11 protein-coding genes are annotated in these 18,754 nt (G+C 41.7%); 7 read left to right on the forward strand and 4 right to left on the reverse strand.

Annotated features, from left to right (window positions below; translation table 11 throughout):
* Positions 1–6 precede the first annotated feature (6 nt).
* Positions 7–1,716: a TlpA family protein disulfide reductase gene (locus ACLOAU_RS06545; RefSeq protein ID WP_427861056.1), complete on the forward strand. Its 1,710-nt coding sequence runs from the start codon at positions 7–9 to the stop codon at positions 1,714–1,716.
* 91 nt (positions 1,717–1,807) lie between these two features.
* Positions 1,808–7,594 carry an alpha-2-macroglobulin family protein gene (locus ACLOAU_RS06550; protein WP_427861057.1) on the forward strand — a complete coding sequence of 1,929 codons (5,787 nt, stop codon included), beginning with the start codon at positions 1,808–1,810 and terminating at the stop codon, positions 7,592–7,594.
* Positions 7,595–7,696: 102 nt separating this feature from the next.
* Here the strand turns inward: ACLOAU_RS06550 and ACLOAU_RS06555 are convergent, their stop codons facing one another.
* Complete coding sequence (locus ACLOAU_RS06555; RefSeq protein WP_427861058.1) at positions 7,697–8,779, reverse strand: serine hydrolase domain-containing protein; 1,083 nt, start codon at positions 8,777–8,779, stop codon at positions 7,697–7,699.
* Positions 8,780–8,819: 40 nt separating this feature from the next.
* A complete protein-coding gene (locus ACLOAU_RS06560) occupies positions 8,820–11,249 on the reverse strand; it encodes an outer membrane beta-barrel protein (RefSeq protein ID WP_427861059.1) in 2,430 nt (809 codons plus the stop codon).
* 151 nt (positions 11,250–11,400) lie between these two features.
* On the opposite strand from ACLOAU_RS06560, the gene ACLOAU_RS06565 reads away from it, so the two are divergent.
* The 5 genes from ACLOAU_RS06565 to ACLOAU_RS06585 all read left to right on the forward strand — a co-directional run bounded on the left by ACLOAU_RS06565 (position 11,401) and on the right by ACLOAU_RS06585 (position 17,151).
* Positions 11,401–12,633, forward strand: a complete 1,233-nt coding sequence (locus tag ACLOAU_RS06565) for an aldose epimerase family protein (protein ID WP_427861060.1) — start codon at positions 11,401–11,403, stop codon at positions 12,631–12,633.
* Positions 12,634–12,931: 298 nt separating this feature from the next.
* On the forward strand, positions 12,932–13,534 hold the full coding sequence (locus ACLOAU_RS06570; protein ID WP_427861061.1) for a Crp/Fnr family transcriptional regulator: 603 nt from the start codon (positions 12,932–12,934) through the stop codon (positions 13,532–13,534).
* Between the two features lie 101 nt (positions 13,535–13,635).
* Complete coding sequence (locus tag ACLOAU_RS06575; RefSeq protein WP_427861062.1) at positions 13,636–14,286, forward strand: NADPH-dependent F420 reductase; 651 nt, start codon at positions 13,636–13,638, stop codon at positions 14,284–14,286.
* Positions 14,287–14,731: 445 nt separating this feature from the next.
* A complete protein-coding gene (locus tag ACLOAU_RS06580; protein WP_427861063.1) occupies positions 14,732–15,274 on the forward strand; it encodes a hypothetical protein in 543 nt (180 codons plus the stop codon).
* A 605-nt stretch (positions 15,275–15,879) separates the two neighbouring features.
* Complete coding sequence (locus tag ACLOAU_RS06585) at positions 15,880–17,151, forward strand: alginate export family protein (RefSeq protein ID WP_427861064.1); 1,272 nt, start codon at positions 15,880–15,882, stop codon at positions 17,149–17,151.
* Between the two features lie 117 nt (positions 17,152–17,268).
* On the opposite strand, the gene ACLOAU_RS06590 is transcribed toward ACLOAU_RS06585, so the two are convergent.
* Both ACLOAU_RS06590 and ACLOAU_RS06595 read right to left on the reverse strand, forming a co-directional pair.
* Positions 17,269–17,532, reverse strand: a complete 264-nt coding sequence (locus ACLOAU_RS06590; protein ID WP_427861065.1) for a hypothetical protein — start codon at positions 17,530–17,532, stop codon at positions 17,269–17,271.
* Between the two features lie 354 nt (positions 17,533–17,886).
* A complete protein-coding gene (locus ACLOAU_RS06595; protein WP_427861066.1) occupies positions 17,887–18,666 on the reverse strand; it encodes a Fic family protein in 780 nt (259 codons plus the stop codon).
* Between the last annotated feature and the right edge of the window lie 88 nt (positions 18,667–18,754).

Raw genomic sequence — 18,754 nt, forward strand, 5'->3', positions numbered from 1 at the left:
GAAACCATGAAGCTTTTTACACTTGTCGTTGCAATAGCAATGACCCTGCCCTCTTTTGCTCAGGAAAAAGAGAACAGGCCCCGGACAATAGAAGATTCAGACTTAACGCAATATCTTAATTTCCGGAAAATTCCACAACTCTCCGTAAGGGTAATCAATAGTAAGACCCCGCTGGAGGGAGTAGAAGTAAAATATTCCGCAGTGCACATAGGAGCGGAAATGCAAACAAAAAATTTTAGCCGGCTTGATGCTACCGGAACCGTACAGATTTTGCTAACCGAGAACCTGCCCTACCAGCAGGTTTGGCTAAATGTGGAGGGGCTTTATTATACCGGTGTATTGGTAAACGACGGATTGGAAATAATAATCGATGCGGGTAAATCCGGAAAGGAAACCTATATATATGGCGACAATATTTCTTTTAAAGGAGCCGATGCCGGGCTAAATAATATCCTTTGCAAGCACATCTTGTATAAAAAAAGGGAGCGGGAAAAACTTATGGGAAAGTTGGTGGATATCAGTATTGACGCGGCCAACAGAAAATTAGCGCAGGAGCCTTTTTTAAAGACAGCTGATTCTATTTATATCGCAATGCAGCAAATAGACACAGAGTTTTTTATAGAAAACCAGGGGTACCAATGGGCGGTGAAAAACGAAACAAAATCTGCGTTTTACGAATGGCTGGTTGTTGGATTAAAAGGAGATAAAGAAACCGGTGGCGCAGCCTATCAAGACATGATCAGGCATAAACCTTATTTTATGAGCAACAGCGGCGCTGGTTTTTACAGGAATCTTTCTTCTTACCTGGCCAATAAGAAAGACGGCGATGAACCGGATATTCAAAAATTACTTTATGCGGGGGAAATGTCATCTGTTCAAAAAGAGGTATTGGATTCCATTAATTACTACCGGGGGCTAACCGGCGAAAATGAAAAGAAATCGCTTGATAAATTGTATTCCAAACGCTATACACTGTTCAAAAAAGAAATAGATAAAATTTATTGCCTGGACGCGTTAAGGTCTATTGAGAACAATGCCAATGTTACACGGGCAGATATTTTAAAGCTATCGCTGATGGAGCGATGGAAAGACAATTTTTCTGTAATTTATCCGCTTATAAGCAGTACTATGAAAACGGGCTGGACAAAAAATTTAGTTCAGCGGCAATTGAATGAGTTTACCTCCAGGAAAAATGAAATCAATAAGTTGTTTATGTCGGCAGGCAAGTTGTCCGGAGATCAGCATTACATTGGCAATGCAGTGGCAAACCTACCCTTTGGAGCCAGGTTATATACACTAGACAGTATTGATAACATAGATCAGTTTATAGTGAACCTGAAATCTAAATTTAAAAACAAAGCACTGGTCATTGATATCTGGGCTACCTGGTGTGGTCCCTGTATTGCAGATATTACAAATAGCAAAAAGCTGCACGATGAATCTAAAGATTTACCTGTTGAATATATTTATTTATGCACAACAAGCGGGTCTGATATAGAAACATGGAAAACAAGAATTGGAACACTGAGGCCCCCTGGAACACATATTTTTATTGACGAGAAACTGGAAAGTGAATTCCGGAAAAAACTGAACGCCGAAGGAGGATATCCAACCTATATTGTAATAGATCAGAAAGGAAATATAGGTGCCGATAAGATTTCGTTTATGTCAGAGCTCAATAAGGAGAGTTTAAAAAAGAAAACAGGAATAGATTGACAGTAAAGAAAGATGTGGGCTTATAAAGAAAAAGGAAAAAATCTTTATGTAATGTATTCAGCAATTGCATCATGATGATACAATTGTTGTTATGAGAATAACCTGCTGCCTTGTTTTTCTGCTTTTGATAGTTTTTAGTGCGCGTTCGCAAACTACTTTAAGTAATAGTCCTACATGGGGACCAGTTACACAAATGTACCGGCTTACGGATAAGGAAACGGAGATCCTTATAAAGGATCCTAAGGCAGTAACCGATGCCTTTTTTCATGACCTGGCAGATAGTTACACCAATGTTAAACAAAGCAAGAAGCTTCCCTTCGGTAATTACCTGCGGGCCCGCCCCGTCAAAAATAAGCTCGAGTATCAGCTGATTGCGCAGAATAATGTGACGTTACAATTCATCAATAATCGTAAAGACTTCCAGTTTACCTTAACCGATTATTGGGGAAATCGTATAACCGGGGCGAAGGCAACCAACGCTAAGGGAAAAAGGATAAAATACGACCCCAACAGCGGGCTTTTTAAAAGTAGGTATCCTGAAACAGCCGGATACATAAAGATCGTTCACAACGGTATCAGCAATTATTTTACCTATGATGCAGGTGATAACTATACCAACCGTACCAAACCAACCATCACCCAAAGAATAGCCCATATATTTTCCGTTAAACAAATAAAAAAACGATTCTCTAAGAAGCGGTATCGATCAAAACAGTCATCTAATACTTATCGCAGCTTCATGGTGTTTAGCAAGCCACGCTATAAGCCTTATGACACGGTAAAATTTAAAGCCTATGTTTTAAATGCTAACGGCGAGAATATACCCACTAAAAAAGTAAATATTATGTTGGATGGTCCGCAGGGACCTAAGCGTATTGCTTTACTGGACCCCTACCGGCCCGGCGGCTACGAATACCAGTTTGTTTTGGCGGATAGCCTGGGATTAAGGCTGGATGCGGATTATTTCATCCACCTTACCGACTCAGTCAATGACCGGTCAGAACAGCTTGTGTCCGGATCGTTCAGGTATGAAGATTACGAGTTGAAGTCTTTAAGCTTTAATGTTCGAACCGATAAAGCCACGCATCATCTTGGCGAGCCGATAACGCTTTTTATGAAGGCAACAGACGAGAATGAACTCGCCGCACCTGATGCCCGTGTAGAAATAGTTGCCAGGCTTCAACAGGTTACCGCATTTTATGGAGACGCTGTTTTTGTAAGCGATACCTTATGGGCACACAATATGGTACTTGATCCGGTTGGCGAAACAAAGTTGATCGTACCCGATAGTATTTTCCCTGATGCGGCATTATCGTTTTCATTAAGCATAAAAATGTTAAACAGCAACAATGAAGTAAGATACAATAACCAATACCTGGACTTTGATGCCCGGAAAGCTAAGCCTACAAAGGAGATTGCTGCGAAGTTTATCAAAGACAGCCTGAGTTTTAGCTTTACTGACTCAGGCGAAGAACAAAAGCAAACCGGATGGCTCTACAAAAATGCAGCCAGTGGTGCCATCATCGACTCGCAACGCGTGCAACTCCCGGTAACAATACCAGTCGATTACCGGTCGGAAGATTATGATCTGACGCTGGATAACGGGATCGATACTGTCATTGCATTGAGCCACTTTACACCCGATATACAACCCATGGCTGTTCAAAAGGAACACCAACTGCATTTGGCCGTTGTTAACCCGCATAAAGTTCCTTTCTGGTATACGGTGTTTTCGGGCAATAAAGTGTTGTTAAAGGGATATACGAACCGCCTGGACACAGTTGTGAAACATTCAGCTGAACAGGCGGCTCATTTCCGCATCAACTATTTCTGGGATGGTGAAGAACAAAGCGAAGAGGTGAGTGCTTTTTATAATGCCAATAAGCTTGATATAAAGCTATTGGCACCAGACATGGTTTACCCCGGGCAAAAGGTAAACATGAAAGTAAGAGTGCTCGATCCAAAAGAAAAACCTGTGCCAGATGTAGATGTAACCGCTTATGCACATACATCTAAATTCAACAGCGCTGCACCACAGATCCCGCGATTTGGAAAAGTATTCTACCAGAGAAAAATAAAATCTTTTGAGTTTGAAAGCGATGAATTGTATGCCAATAGCAGCATCGGGTTAAACTGGCAAAAATGGGCCAGGGAGCTGGCTTTGGATACTATGACCTATTACCGCTTCACTCACCCCAACCCATTATTTATCACAACAGAAGCCGCAAGGGATAGCGTTACACAATTTGCTCCCTTCGTAATGCGGGATGGAGATTTTGAAGCAGTAAATATTATTTATGTAGACGAGGTGCCGGTTTTTTACTATAACGCGCAACAACTGCAGCAGTATGCATTTGCTATCACACCGGGTGTGCATAGTATCCGTTTACGTACATCCGGCTACGAAATATGGATAAAAGAAATGTTCTTTAGGAAGGGTGTAAAGACCACGTTTAGCATATGGGCCGATTCAACTAATCGCCAGGTGCATGTAGTAAAAAGAAAACCTGTTTTAGATGAATCGGAAGCAACCCGTCTAAACCGGCATATGATCAGGGTGGCAGATAATTTTGAAGGCGCCAGAACCTTTGTACATGATGACAGCACCAGGCTATGGCTAAATCCACCAACTGCTATAAATTCAAGGGCACAGGATCATCTTGTTGGGCCATTAAGAAGCAGCCTACTTTATTTTCAATCACCAGGAGTCAATCATTCCTTCTTCAAAGAACCCGGCTATACTTATACATTTACGCCGGGATTAATCAAACAAAAGTCTTATAAAGGTTTGTATGCGTTTGACACAGTATTAAGCAAACAACATGCTTTAGCAGAAAACTATCAACAGCAGGTGTTGCGAAATAAAGACTATGACAGTATATGGAATGAGTTCCTGAATTTAAGAAGCCGCACCACACAATTGTATCAAAGAAACCTGGACATGGATACTACCTCCGGACGGTTGCAATATGATATAGATACGGCATTTAGGAACCGACTACCCTATATCAAAAACATATTGATCAGCAATCTTGCCAAACCTCACCAGCTTTTGATCCTGTCCGGGAATGATCACACAGTTCAAAACCTGCCTGCCGGAAAATACGATATACTCTTCCTTTTACAGGACAACCGGTATATGAAAGTAGAAGATGTAGAAATCCGTCCGGGAGGCATCAACTATTACGGCTGGAAAATGCTGAAGGTGAATAATGCCGATCCTTTCAGCATACAATTGGATGCCAGTATCAAATCAGAGAAGCACCTTAGAAACTATGCTGTGGTAGTACCCCGGCAAACCATACAGTTATTTAACCGCCGGGTTTTTGATGTATCAAAGCTTACGAAAACAATGACCGGCCGTGTTATAGATGCAGCAACTAAAAAACCAATAGCTGCCGCAAGCGTGGCAATTGATGGTCTTACGGAAGGGGTTCTTACTGATGATAAAGGAGTATTTAGATTAAATGTTCCAGCGAAAGGGAAAATCGTTGTTTCAATGATTGGCTATTTCGCTACTACCCTTAAGGCTACTAATGGAAACATAGGAGATGTGGAACTAGCTACCGCTGCCGGTAACCTGGATGAAGTAGTGGTGGTAGGTTTTGGTGTTCAGCGAAAAATATCTTTTACCGGGGCCGCAACAACAATAAAAAGCAGTGAACTGGAAGAAGTGTCTTTGGAGTCAGTAACGATTGCCTTACAGGGGAAAGCCGCTGGTGTAATGATACGAGGTTCCGGCACAATCGATAATAACCAAAAGCCCTTAATGATCGTAGATGGAATTCCTTTTGATGGCGATATCAATAGTTTAAACCATAATGATATCGAAATGCTAAACATTATCAAATCAGCAGATGCAACTGCTATTTATGGATCGCGTGCAGCTAACGGAGTGGTCATCATTAAAACCAAAAAAGGAAGCACCATTGTAAATGAGGCAGGGACGCTGGAACCCGGAGCACAAAGAATGCGTACCCGTTTTTCTGATGAAGGGTTCTGGCAGCCCAGGTTGATAACTGACGAAAAAGGAGAAGCTTCTTTTGCGGTTACGTTCCCTGATGATATTACCAGCTGGAAGACAAGAGTCATTGCTATTAACGGTCAACAACAAAGCGGTTACCTGGAAACAACCATCAAATCTTTTAAAACGCTAAGCGCCAATTTTACATCGCCCTTGTTTGCGGTAGAAGGCGATAGCATTAACGTGATAGGTAAGCTGATGAACTATACGCCGATGCCAGAGCGCGTAAAAAGGATATTTAAATTTGATGGCCAGGAATTACGTAGCGATAGTATCAATGTCATCAATGCTCATATTGATACCCTTATGGTGAAGGTGAATGGAACGGATAGTCTCAATTTTGAATATACTTTACAACAACCCAATGGTTATTTTGATGGCGAGCAAAGAAAAGTACCGGTTTACGCTATCGGGGTAAAAGAAACAGAGGGCCGCTTTTTTTACCTGGAAAGTGACACGACCCTACAATATGTCTTTGACAAAAATAAGGGTATGGGTACGGTAAGAGCGGAGGCATCGGTGTTCCCGGTACTTTTAGATGAAATGCGCCATTTACGCGATTATGAATATCTGTGTAATGAACAGCTGGCTTCTAAACTAAAATCCTTATTATTAGAAAAGAAGCTACGCCTTTATTTAAAAGAACAGTTCAAATATGAAAAACACATTCTCGATGTTATAAAAAGACTCAATGAAAATAAGAGCATGCAAAACCTGTGGGGATGGTGGCAGGGAACATCCGAAGAGCCCTGGATCAGCCTGCATGTAGTGGAGGCGCTGTTAATGGCAGAAGAGCAGGGCTATAATATACAACTCAACAAAGACATTTTATATAGATACCTGCTGGGCAAAGTAGCAGACGCCGGGGCAATGGCAGATGTCAATATGATCCGATTACTGCAGGTGGTGGATCGCAACCATAGTATTAAAGATTGGATAAAGCTGAAAGAAACAGATTCGGTATATAAGAAGCGGCAGAAGAGCTTATATGAGTGGATGCAGATGGCACAGCTCAAACAAATGGCAGGAGTACCCGTAACAATGGATTCTTTAATAAAGTATAAAAAGACAACTATGTTCGGCGGTTTGTATTGGGGTATAGAGCGATACCATTTCTGGAATAACAGTATACAAAACACGCTAATGGCCTACAAAATTTTAAGAGCCGATGGAGGTCACGACAAGGAGTTAGCCAGGATAAGACAATACTTTTTAGAGCAACGCAGAAACGGCCAGTGGCGTAATACTTATGAATCATCCTTGATTCTGGAAACTATAATACCTGATTTATTAAAAGAAGGCGAAAAACCAAAACCCGCAACGGCTCAGGTTAATGGACAATTAATCAACCAGTTCCCCTTTGAACAACAGTACCCCGCAGGAGAAAAAATTACCGTTAGTAAACAAGGCAATATGCCGGTATACTTTACGGCGTACCAGCAATTTCAAAACAGGCAACCTGAAAAAGTATCTAAAGACTTCGAGGTAAAATCTTATTTTATGCAGAACGGTTTTGAAGCGAAAGAGTTAAAGGGGGGTAAGACGACCCTGCTGCGTGTAGAAGTAACCGCCCGAGCCGATGCAGAGTATGTGATGGTAGAAGTGCCGATACCCGCAGGCTGTAACTATGAAAACAAAAGGCAAAGCTTCTGGGGTGTAGAAACCCACCGGGAATATTTTAAAAACAAGACCTCTATTTTTTGTACAAAGCTCAGCCAGGGCAAATATGTATTTGATATCGAATTAATGCCCCGCTATTCAGGGGTATATAATCTCAACCCGGCCAAGGCTGAAATGATGTACTTCCCCGTTTTTTATGGAAGAGAAGGCATGAAGAAAGTGAATATTCAATAATAGTTAGAGAGCAAATACAAAAAATACAATCGGGAGCTCTTAGGCACAAACCTGCTTTTTTAAAATGTGAATAGATACAGTTACAGGCGAGAGGTTATCATCTTATTTCATTTCAATATCCACTATCTTTTTACCCGCATCACCCAGGTAGTGGGTAATTAATTTTTCATAAACTTTGTAGCCGTCATCGACATTTGTAAAAATGATTAAGCCCTGCTTTGTTTTAGGAAGTATAAAGAAAATGGTTTGCACGCCCTGGTCGGCTCCGCCATGCGATAAAGCGATCTCGTTATTCCCCAGATCGTAAACGACAAAGCCCAGGCCAAAAGCAGAACCTTTTTTAATCAAGGCCTGTGAGTTGATCATGTCCGCATACACTTTTTCGGAGAGCCCATTCTTATTGAGGATGCTAACAAGGAACCTTCCGTAATCTTCAATGGTTGTCAACAAGTCGTCAGCCGCATTAGGGATTTTATTTTTCACCGGCTCATAAGCATTGCCTTTGGGATCATAGCCAATCGCCAGTCTTACAGAGTCCACTTTAGTGCTCCAGGTATACCGGGTATCCCGCATCTTTAATGGATGGAAGACCAATTCATCGGCCAGTTGCTCCAGGGACTTATGAAACTTTTTTTCTAGAGCCTTACGCAGGTACTCCATTCCTTCGCCCGAGTATTGATATTTTGTCCCTGGTTCAAACAGAAAATTCAGCTTTTTATCTGCGTTCATCCATCGCCAATTAGGGAGCCCTGATTGGTGCGTTAAAATATGGCGGGTAGTTAGTTTTTTAATCTGTGGTGCGTCACTAAGATCCGGGTCGAGCCAGTACTTATAAACCGGTCCATCTAAACTCCATTTGCCCAGGCTCACCAGTTTTAATGTGACCATTGCGGTCACTGGCTTGGTGAGTGAAGCAACGTTAAAAATGGTATTATAAGGAGCAGAAAAGCCCGGTTTGATGTCGCCAAAAACTTTTACTTGCTTTAGTTGCCCATTTTCAATAATTCCCAACCCCAGTGTTGGAACATGAAGATCTTTTAACCATTTTTCAATTTCATTATTGTTATCGAAAATGGACGGCGCCGCTGTTAAAGAACTTACATTCTTATTGGTATTATTTTCAACCTGCGAAAAAGAGTTGTTAACCATCAAAAGAGTACTGATGGAGAGAATAAAGATTTTCATTGATGCGTAACTTTTATAAAAAAATGCCGGCTGCAAGCCACTAATTCGACACATCATTATTATTGATGCCACGCCTGTTCTTCTTGATATCATCTTTTAGTTTTCCGAACTTGTAATTAACACTCATTCCAAACCTTCTGAAATAGTCGCGGTTGGTATTGATCTCTATAAAATTATAAGAGATAATTTCAGTGCGGTTATTACGGTAGGTGTTGAAAGGATTGTTTACGTAGGCGGATAGCGAAAGTTTTTTATTCAACAGGGATTTGCTCACACTAAAATTAGTAGCCACATAACCATTAACGGTTCCCTGTATTTGAGCGGGCGCCAGGTTATCACTGTAAAGATTAAGGGAAGCGGTAGCTAGCCAATCTTTTTTAAAGGTATAAGTATTCGATACAGAAGCGTTGTACAATGTTCTTTGCGTTTTGATATCGCGAACATCTACGGCACTTTCAATCCAGAAATGCGAAACACTACCATTGATAACGGTTCTCAACGATTTGGTAATTGCCAGGTTGAAATTGGCATTCAGCATTAACGCATCAATTTTACCGGAGTTTTCAAAAGAGGTATAAGTGATCCTCGATACAGAATCATACCGGGATGTTTTGAGATCGAGGTTATCGGCAAAGGCGTACATCAGTCCCAGGTTTACCGATTGTTTTTTATTGATACCATAGCCCAGGTCAAAGCTATGCATCAGCGATGGTTGCAGGTTGGGGTTGCCCGATTCAATAAAGTTGGGATCTGACCGGTCGACAAAGGGGTTTAAACGGTTGATGCCCGGGCGTTTTAAACGTTGATTATAGCCAATATTGAAATAGCTGCCGTTCTTGTTGTTTTTATTAATAACGATGGAAGGAACCAGGTTAAAGTAATTATTTTTTAGCCTGGTTTGTGTGGAGCTGAAATCGATATCATTATAGGTTTGCTCCAAGCGAGCACCCAATTTAAAGCCCCAGGTTTTTAAAGCAAAGGAGTAGGTGTTATATGCCGATAGTATAGACTGTTTATTTTCAAATTCGTTTTGCCGGTCTCCATCAGCTATAAACTGTTCCAGAACGGGATCGAATTCAAGTGTATTAAAATGACTGTTATTCTCCCTGAAGATGGTTTTAATACCTGCCTCCATTTTTACTTTTTTAATGTTTTGCACATAATCTACCTGGCCGGTTTGTTCAATAAAAGCGGTGTTGTTAATCTGATTAAAATCGGGCAACGCATAATTGATCGTATCATAAAAAGCGTTTTCAACGTTACTGCGGGTTTTATACTGCATATACCGATACGATACGGTAAGCAATTTTGCTTTGTCTTTTTTAAATCCCAGCTGGTAGTTCAATCCACCATCAAAGCCATTGCCATTACCCTTGCTATCCGTACGCTGCCTGAACTGTTGTGTTTCATCTTCTGCCAGTAATTGAGAGAACCGTCCATACTTACTTTTATTCAACGATCCGTTGAAATTGAGTTGAGCCGTAAGTAATTGAAGAGAATCGATGTCGTAGCTAAACTGGGTGCCGATATACCGGCCATGACTATTTCTTTGGGTGTTTTCTGTAACGTTTAGTGTTGATGGCACTGTACCGGTGGTAGATCTGTAAGTTGTGCCTTCAACCGATGGGTTATAAGAAAGATTACTGCCTCCAAATAATTCAACACCAAATTTTTTATGGGTGGCCGTAAAAGATAAACCGGCTCCCGGTCCGCCATTGGGATAAGCGCCGTTGAGGTTAATGTTGCCTTTATAACCCTCTCCTACTCTTTTGGTGGTAACAATATTAATCACACCACCCAATCCTTCCGCATCATATTTGGCCGGAGGCGTGGTATACACTTCAATACTTTGAATACTGGATGCCGGCAGCGATCTTAAAAAACTTTTCGGATCGTTATCCACCATACCCGATGGCTTTCCGTTGATCAGGATGCGATAGCTGCTGCTGCCCTTCATGGTTAAGTTTTCCTGTCCGTCAACTGCGAGGAATGGCACTTTGCGCATAATCTCCAGCACGCTGCTGAACTTACTTTCGGGGTCGGCCTCTGTGCTGTACACCAGCTTATCAATCTCGCGCGTAATTAATGGCCTTGAAGCAGTAACGGTTACACCCTTTAGCTCACCGCTGTTTTTTGAAAGTCTAAGCACGCCGAGGTCAAGGGCTGCATGCTGTTCTTTGTCAATGCTGATGACTTTGGTAAAAGGCGCATAGGATGTACTGGTAATTTGAATATCGGTGATGGCTTTTTTAGCAGTTAATTGAAAAACACCTTGCTCGTTGGCAGCCCCTGTGGCAATAACAGAATCTTTTTTCATAAGCTTAATAGTAGCCCATGCCACGGGCTGCTGTAATGAATCAACCACTTTTCCTTTTATAATAACCAGGTTTGTATCCTGTGCAAAAGCAGTAGAAAAACAAGTAAGCAGTATCAGCAACAGGGCGCTGTATATAGTAGGGTTTTTTGACATGCTGCAAACCTAGACCGCAAACAGGGCCAGGGAAACACCAAGTCGGTAAACGGCAGGTTTTATTGTGTTAACTGGCAGATCAGTCCGGTGGCGGTTTGTAGAAAGAGCGCCAACCCATCCTATTCAAACGTTGTAAAAACCAAGTATGCTCATGATGATGTATATTGCCAAAATGAAAATTGCTTTGCCCCCTGTAAGCTATACAAAAGCTATCGTACGGTTATCTGGTATCCTTGTTGGTATGTTGTTGACATTAGTGGTAACCGCTCAAAAACCGCGACCCGCCTACCTGGATCCGGCAAAATTTGAGAAGGAATTAAATGGTAAAAAAACAGGTATTGCTTTCTTAAGTAATAAAAAGGGCATGCAGGTAGCCGTTACCAATTACGGAGCACGATTGGTGAGCGCTGTTGTGCCGGATAAAAACGGTAAGCCCGTGGATATTGTAGTAGGCTTTAATTCTATTGATGAATATATCAAGGCAACCGGTCGTAATTATGGGGCTACAGTAGGCCGGTATGCCAACCGCATGGCAAAGGGACAATTTACTTTGGATGGAACAACTTACCAATTACCATTGAATAATAATGGTAATAACCTGCACGGCGGCCCCATGGGCTTTAACGAGCAGGTTTGGGACTGGGTAAAAGTTTCTGATAAATTGATAACACTCGCCTATTTGTCTAAGGATGGAGAAAACGGTTTTCCCGGCAATTTAAAAGTAACCCTCACCTTTTCTTTAAACAATCAAAACGAATTGAAGATTGCTTATGCTGCAACAACCGATAAAAAAACGGTGCTTAATCTAACCAACCATAGTTATTTCAACCTGGAAGGCGGTGGTACTGTAACGGGGTACATAGTTTCTGTAAATGCCGACACATACACACCTGTAAATGAAGCCATGCTGCCTACCGGCGAAATAGCATCCGTTGCTAATACACCGTTCGATTTAAGAAAGCCTACCACTGTTAGTTCTGTGGTAGATCTGCCTAACCAGCAATTACAATACGGCGGCGGCTTCGATCACAATTTTGTGCTGAATAAAAGAAAAGGAACAAAGACGTCTCAATTAGCCGCTACCGCATTCAGTCCTAAGTCGGGTATCACCATGAAAGTGTTTACCACAGAGCCAGGCATACAATTCTTTACAGCCAATACACTGAAAGGCGTGGACAAAGACCGCAATGGCAATCCGATCAATGCCCGTGAGGCCTTCTGCTTTGAAACACAGCATTTCCCCGATTCGCCCAATCATCCCAATTTTCCTTCAACGGTTTTAAAGTCGGGGGAAAAATTTCAGTCGGTAACGGTTTACCAGCTTGGCAATAACAGTTATTCTACAACAACTTCAACAGAGATACACCCCAAGCTTCCTAAATGATGATAGAAAAGAAGAAGGTAAGCGTATATTTTATCGCCCGTGGAAAAATGTCAGTCGGTAACGGTTTACCAGTTAGTGACGAAATAGAATCATGTAAAGCTTTTTTAGATAACGCCAATTAAGGGATTATAAGAAACACAGCCTCTTTTAATACGATACTTTCCCTGGCTAAGGAGTAATAAAAAGGGCAATTAAAGGTTGCCCTTTTTATTGATGGCTACCTATTATTATCTGCCCTCAACTATTAACAATATGGGTACAAGTTCAGAGCCTCCGGGAATTTTGATATTTTTGTTCGATGAAAGCCGAGTTCCAGCAAAATTCTATAGATCCACTCATTCAATACTTCGAGGGACTAATTCCCTTGAATGGAGAGGAAAAGGAACTGGTAATGGAGCTTTTCAAACCCCGACTGTATAGAAGGAGACAGTACATATTACAGGAAGGAGACGTATGCAACCACATAAATTTTGTAGTGCGCGGTTGCTTAAGAATGTATAAAATTGATGAAAAAGGAAATACGCACATTATTCAATTCGCATCAGAAAATTGGTGGACAACTGATATTGGCAGCTTTCATGGAAGGACGCCTTCCGAACTCAATATAGACGCGCTTGAAGACACAATGTTGCTCCAAATTAGTCACGAGCATTTAATAGCGCTTTACACCAAAGCCCCAAAATTTGACCGTATTTTTAGAGTATTGATTGAGAATAGTTATGTGGGCTTACAAAAGCGAATGCTGCAAAGTATCAGCTCTACGGCAGATGAGCGCTACGACTTATTTTTAAATACCTATGCACATTTGCTCAATCGACTATCGCAAACTCAAATAGCTTCTTTCCTCGGCATTACGCCCGAATTTCTGAGTCGCATTCGTAATAAACGTCTAAAGTCTTAAACTATATCAACACTATTTCTTGACACAGTTCATTGGAGTGGGCTATTGTATGGGTGCATCTTTGCACTATACAATTCAATCACAACTTAAACGAAATAGTAATGACAACGAATCAAAAAGTAGCCATCATTGGCTTAGGAAACATTGGCAAAGTAGTAGCCAAAAATTTGGTAAAGGGCAACCAGCCCATGATTATTGCCAGCAGAAAGTTAGCCGACGCGCAGGCTTTGGCCACTGAATTAGGTAGCCTGGCAACCGCTACAGATACTGCAGCGGCGATCCAACAAGCAGATGTGATCATCTTATCTGTTTGGTTCAGTACCATTCAGGAGTTTTTCAAAACCTATGCTACAGCGCTTCAGGGCAAAATCATTATCGACCCATCTAATCCCATCGCACCGGACGAAAAAGGAGGGTTTAAAAAAATTATAGACGAAAATCAATCGGCAGGACAGTTGAATGCAGCCATTCTTCCGCAAGGGGCAAAACTGGCAAAAGCCTTCGGTACATTGGGAGCCGTTTCTTTGGAAAAGGCATCCGCCCAGACACCAGAAAAAGCAGTACTGTTTTATGCAACAGACGACAATACTATTGACGTAACCATAGAGCAATTAATTGCAGAAAGCGGTTTTGATGCCGTAAAAGTCGGTGGTATAGACCAGTCCATCAGGATTGAAGTATTCGGAGATCTGCATGAATTTGGCGCTATTGGCAAAGTCGTAACAGCAGCTGAAGCAAAAGCAAAATTGTAAATCATAAAAAAGATAGACGATAGAAATTTTTCAGTCAATTGGGGAAAACGGGGCGAAAATAACCTCATCACGATTTTGCCTTCTTTTCTGCTTCGGTTAAGCAGCAGCCTGTAATCTTAGGCTGTGCGGTATTACTTTTATGCGTCCATCTTATGCAAATAAGGCTTTAATCTTAGCATCTGTAAAGGCTGGTACATTATTGTTGCACTTGGGGGCGGTTGCTTCAGGCTGCCTGTTAAGTGTCTGATTTGTAATATCTTAAGACAGCGTTTACAATAATTTACAATGTTTACATTTTAATTTACAATACAAACGCGTCCAGCTGAAAGGATCAAAGTAGCTTAGCTGTATCCCGGGCAACCAGCATATGGAAATAAGGGAGATGCTTTACGCAGATCCTGATTTAACCGGGCGCTTGATTCTCATTAATTAAAACCGTAAAAAAATGAAAAAAGTTATTTATGCGCTGATTGTACCGCTGGTAGTGGCAAGCGGACTGGTATTTGCCAATCGCGAAATCAAAAATGAAAACGTTGAAAAACCAGCTCCAAAGCCACTTTCTGCGGCTGAAGCAAAAACAGAAGCAATAAAACAATGGGAGTCCACCCCCGGCGGCATCGCTTACAAAAAATGGACGGCGTCTCCCGAAGGTAAAAAAGTGCTGACTACTGCTGCTAAAATAAGCAGGCATATTGTTGATGCTACCAGTATGGAGGCGGTTGTAACGAGTCTTTCGCTCCCGCCAGGCTCGCGGTTAGGCTTCGGAGTGATGGTGAGAATTGAGGGTGATGATTATATCCTAAATTTTACTCCGGAAAAGTCTCAGTTGGAGCCATTGCGTAGCCTGAAGGTGAACGACAAAATAATCATCAGGGGCCATGCTGTATCGCACGCTCCCAAGTACTCCTATGCAATAGTAACCGGCGCATACGTAGAAAGGGATGGTAAAATGATTTATAAACGCATTCCTCCCAAAGGGGGTTGCTGAGTGAAGTCGTGCCTCGGGCAGTACATCTATAAGGGTCAGCAAGCGGTCGCCATGTTAGCCGTTTAAGCTTTTAATCCATTTTACATAAATCATATCATCGGGCCTGAAGACATTGGTGGTCTTCGGGTCTTTTTTATTGACCAGCCAGGCGGTATGTTCCTTCTCCTACACATTATACCCATATTTTTATCCAGAAATACCCATAAAAGCATGGAGACAGCACGTTTTGGACCTATTGGGAGAATCTACCATTAGCATTCCGAAGAATGGTGTGCAAAAATGAAGACGCATCTACATCCATAAAACCCAAAGACAACCGCTTACATAAAGCAGCAGCCTGTAATGGTAGGCAGCCCTATTGTTTTATGCTCCCATCTTAAGAATATAGGGCATCGATCTTGCTTGTCCGTCCAGCCAGGCGGGCTCCGTTTGTGGGAGGTGGGCGGCAGCATATTCTGGCCATTACACAATTCCAGAAATTACCGTAGCAGGCAACCAAATATCCAATAAATAGGCGCTTTTTTTTAATGCTTATCCCGGCGGCCCAAATAATCTACTAATTTGGTAGATTAATAATTTGATTTTACTTTTCCAGACTTATTAGAATGGAAAACGTAAAAATCTTACTGAAGAGCCTCCTCTGCCTGGGGATATACATTTTCCAAGGGGTAGGTAGTTTTGCGCAGGACACCATTCAACAAAAAAAACTATCCATCAGCCTGGAGATAAGACCTCGCGCTGAATACAGGAGCAACTATAGCACCGTTATCAATGATAGCGTTCAATCGGAGTTATATGCCAGCCAGCGCAACAGGCTCAGTGTAAGCTATGCTCAAAAGGACTTTTTGTTTCACACCTCCCTGCAGGAAATTCATTTATGGGGAAAGGGAGGTAAGCCCTCGTCTATCGGTGGTATTAATGCTTTTGAGCTATACGTTCAGAAAAAAATCCTTAGCAACCTTATGGTTAAAATAGGCAGACAAGGAGTTCTTTTGGACAATGGTAGAATCTTTTCGGATGCCCCCTGGGCACAACAAAGCCGGTCGCATGAAGGCCTCAGGCTGACCTATAACAACGCTCAGCTTTCTACTGATCTTTTTACATTAGCAACCCGCAAATATAAACCCTGGCTTGACAAAAATATTTCGCCGGTTGCGGAACACAGGTATAAATGGTTGCTGATTCACCACCTCAACTATCGTCCCACCGAAGCCTTAACGGTTACAACTATCAATGCGGTAGACTTTTTCAAAACCCAGAAAAGCTACCAGCGGTTTACAAGCGGTGGCCGTATTGAATGGGAGCAGGACATGCTTTATATTACTGTAAGTGGTTATTACCAATATGGCAAAGCAAGCGCTAACAAAAAACTGAATGCCTACTACCTGCAGCCGGAGTTGAGGTTAAGTTACCAACCCGTTACCCTGCGGCTGGGTGCAGAAGTACTCAGCGGCGACAGAACGCTCTCCGGTTATCAATCTAATAATTTCGATGTGCTTTATGGCGTGGCCTGGAAGTTTATGGGCAATATGAACTTTTTTACCAAGTTTCCGGCAGACGTAAACAATAAGGGGCTGGTTAACCCTTACCTGTTCGCCCTCTTCCCGCTGGGTAAAAAGGTAGCCGTCAGGTCAGACTATCACCTGTTTTATACACAGCATCCGCTGGTAAACGACCAGGGCTTGAACGAAAACAAATATTTAGGATTTGAAAATGATCTGTCGGTGAGGCTTACGCCTATCAAAAACCTTGAAATCAACCAGGGCTTTTCTTATTTTATAGCGCAAAAGCAAATGGAATATTTGAAAAAATTAACTCATCATAAAAGGGTACCGATATGGGCTTATTTGATGATCTCTTATACTTTTAAGTACTAGCAGAGGCACTTTGATAAGTGTTCTATGTTATGCATAGACTAACCTCAAAGCATTAATAAAACGATGCGGAGAATATTTCTTCTGAATCTACCACCGACAACATAAACAAATAACACATTATCCACCGCCCCACTCCTTCAACCGCTTTTCCATTTCAGCCACCAATTCCCGGTTGTTCTGAAAAACGATGTTAGATTTTATAAGATGCTGTAGCTTAATAGACGCCTCTCCCTTGCTCAATAGCCCGGCGGCCACCAACCGGTCAAAAATCCAAAGCATACCATGATAATCGATCAAACGCTTTTTGGCCGTATTGCGCACCACTTTATCACTGCTTAAAAGAATGGCATTATGCTTTTCAGCAAATAATGTACAGAGCAATCACTTTAGTTCGCTTTCTATAGTTGCTTCAATAGTAATTATTTTAAATAGACACCCTCAAGAGACCTCTAATTTGGAGGTCTTTTGTTTTATTTCACCAATTGTCTTAATCTACCTTCAAATAGCTTTATTAAGAGGGCTGAAATAGTTGCAATTCAAATTTAAATTGAGAGGATATCTGCAGTGTTCCGATTAAAAATCATCACTCAAAAATGGTAATGATGTTATTTATATTTCCCGGTCCTCTTCCCCTTCTCTCCAATTCTTTAAGCAATTTCTTCTTTTCTCCCATTTCGATTTTTTAATACACAAACTACTGCAAACATATAAGGATTGCGGTTGGCAAAATAATTCCTAATCCGCCGGTTTATAACATACCGCCTTAGGCAGCAAGGTTAAGAAAGGCAAAATTTTATCTGATTGCTCCAGCGTTTCGTAATAATCACGGCCAATGTTTAAGCCGTTATAATAGGCCTTTCGGTTATCGTAATAATATTTTTCGGTAGGTAGGCCCCAAACGGATGTGCCCAGGCACTCGGCTAAAAACCATTTCTCCAGCAGGCGGGCCGCCCGGCCATTGCCATCTACAAACGGATGTATTTTTGCAAATGCAAAATGTATATAAGCCGCATAGGAGAGGGTTTGCTTCAGGGTTAAATTTTCCCCCAGGAGTATTTCAATATCTGAAAATAATTTATTCATTTCAGCAGGCACGTTCTCGGGTTCTATAGCTAAATACACCAGCCCCTGCCAGCCTCTTAAACCCACCTGGGTTTTACGATACTTCCCCTTTTGACCTTTGCTCAGGTTGCTAAATGTTGCGGCTAGTAGCTCATGGCATTTCAATAATCCTTTTTGCGTTAAGCTATATCTTTTGGCATACTGGTAGGCCTTTAATAAATCTTCAATTTCTTTTACCTCTTTGCTGTTTTTATTATTGGCTTTGCTTACAAAGAAGCTATTCAGATCCAGCGTGCCGCCTTCTATTTGCGAAGAAGCTACTGCACTGCACAGCATGTAGTGGTTTAAATCTCCTATAACAAATCCTATTTCCTCCCAACATTTGCTAACAGACGCTTTCACCTGCTTTTCAAACGGCTTTATTAGTTTGGGTTGAAGTAGTTGTAATTCCATTCGAGGTTTTAACTTATCGGGGTATTGTTCTCAACTGTATTCTTGCTGATTAACTTCTTCGAACAAAAAAGCCATCTCTATGAGAAGA

It is taken from the genome of Paraniabella aurantiaca, assembly GCF_050309965.1.
GTDB lineage: Bacteria > Bacteroidota > Bacteroidia > Chitinophagales > Chitinophagaceae > Niabella.